The following is a 1,471-nucleotide window of genomic DNA, read 5'->3' on the forward strand; positions in this document are numbered from 1 at the left end:
GGCATGCCTCGCCCCTACTTTCGACGGTGAAAACATTAAGCTGCTTGTTACACATAATAATTCAGGCTGAAGGTGCACTTATAAAGTGCTCCTCCCAATGACGCCTTATATTCATAAATTTTCTAAAACTGGCTGATGAAGGCGGTGAACCGTGGCGCGTGATCAGCTTTCCGATGGAGGCCGAAGAAGTAGAAATCCATGAACTGAATAGTAAAAAATACCATTTGCGGGATCCGGGGGACTTGCTGTTCCCCGAGCGTATGCCACTGTCGTTTGTGGAGAAATGCAAACAACGCGGCAGTTTGGTTTGGAATGCGTTGTATCAGCAGCGGCCCACCGCTAAAGGCGGTGGTTTACCGAAGCCCGACTGGTTCGGTGAATACAAAGTGCTGCCAAAGCTACGCTGGTAGGCTATTTACGTTGATACTGCTCAGAAGACCAAAGAGGCCAATAACTTTTCTGTGTTTGAACATTGGGGCTTGGGGGAAGACGGTCGCCTGTATCTGATTGATTTGATACGGGGGAAGTGGGAAGCTGACGAACTGAAACACCAGGCGGTGGCCTTCTGGAATAAGTGCAAGCCGCTGAAGGATCAGGGGCCGCTGGTTTCTATGAAAATTGAGGATAAGGTTAGCGGCACCAGCTTGATCCAGAGTATCAGTCGTGCGGCGCTATGCCCTGTAATAGCGGTTCAGCGTGATAAAGATAAATTTACCCGATTGATGGATATTCAAGGCTACATCGAGTCCGGTTATGTCTATCTGCCCGCCGAAGCGGTATGGGTGAGCGACTTCCTGACGGAGATGGAAGGTATCACAGCGGCGTTTAATACCCACGATGACCAGCTTGATCCAATGATGGATGCGATAGCCGACATGAAGGGCGGTAACCTTGATATTTGGGAACAATTAGGAAAATAGAATGGGCAAATGGCGTAACACACCAAAAACGCAGCCGACGCGTACAAAGGATTCGTTCGCCAATTTCGAGGCGCGTGTCGGCATTGGCACCAACAACTAGGCGACAGCCGGGCATTACATGTTCGATTTCGTCAGTCGGAACCGGATCCAGATGGAGGCAGCGTATCGCTCCTCGGGGATTGTCGGTGTGGCGGTGGATGTCGTGGCCGAAGACATGACCCGCGAGGGTATTGTAGTGGCACACTGATACTGGCCACCTGATCGGAAGGTGATATTCTCACCTTCCCAACACCACAGGTGACCCAATGGCTAAACATTTCACGCCAGAATTTAAGCTCGAAGCAGCGAAGTTAGTTGTCGACCACGGCTTATACCTACGTTAAGGCCGCAGAGGCAGTTAACGTAAGCCATTCGGCTATTCCCCGTTAGGTGAATAAGCTGCGACTTGAGCGCCAGGAGAAAACGCCCGCCGGGCTTCCTCTGACGCCAGAACAGCTCGAGCTGCGTGAGGCGAGGAAGAAAATACAACGCCTTGAAATGGAGAACGAAAT

At 51.0% G+C, this 1,471-nt stretch carries 3 protein-coding genes; all 3 read left to right on the top strand.

Annotated elements, in window-relative coordinates; genetic code table 11:
• The first annotated feature begins 173 nt into the window (after nucleotides 1–173).
• The 3 genes from BBW68_RS19990 to BBW68_RS19245 all read left to right on the top strand — a co-directional run bounded on the left by BBW68_RS19990 (nucleotide 174) and on the right by BBW68_RS19245 (nucleotide 1,167).
• Entirely contained in the window at nucleotides 174–410 is a 237-nt protein-coding gene (locus BBW68_RS19990) for a hypothetical protein (protein WP_245675276.1), read from the top strand.
• Between the two features lie 51 nt (nucleotides 411–461).
• Nucleotides 462–920, top strand: coding sequence for a phage terminase large subunit (gene terL, locus BBW68_RS19995; RefSeq protein WP_245675277.1), 459 nt, complete (start codon nucleotides 462–464; stop codon nucleotides 918–920).
• Nucleotides 921–1,071: 151 nt separating this feature from the next.
• A complete protein-coding gene (locus BBW68_RS19245) occupies nucleotides 1,072–1,167 on the top strand; it encodes a DUF1073 domain-containing protein (RefSeq protein WP_222563092.1) in 96 nt (31 codons plus the stop codon).
• The last annotated feature ends 304 nt before the right edge of the window (nucleotides 1,168–1,471 follow it).

This window comes from Candidatus Erwinia dacicola (assembly GCF_001756855.1).
GTDB lineage: Bacteria > Pseudomonadota > Gammaproteobacteria > Enterobacterales > Enterobacteriaceae > Erwinia > Erwinia dacicola.

What these genes read in the sequence shown, in the direction of transcription:
- BBW68_RS19245 (WP_222563092.1), top strand. Translation starts at nt 1,072, where the DNA reads ATGGAGGCAGCGTATCGCTCCTCGGGGATTGTCGGTGTGGCGGTGGAT.
- BBW68_RS19990 (WP_245675276.1), top strand. Translation starts at nt 174, where the DNA reads ATGGAGGCCGAAGAAGTAGAAATCCATGAACTGAATAGTAAAAAATAC.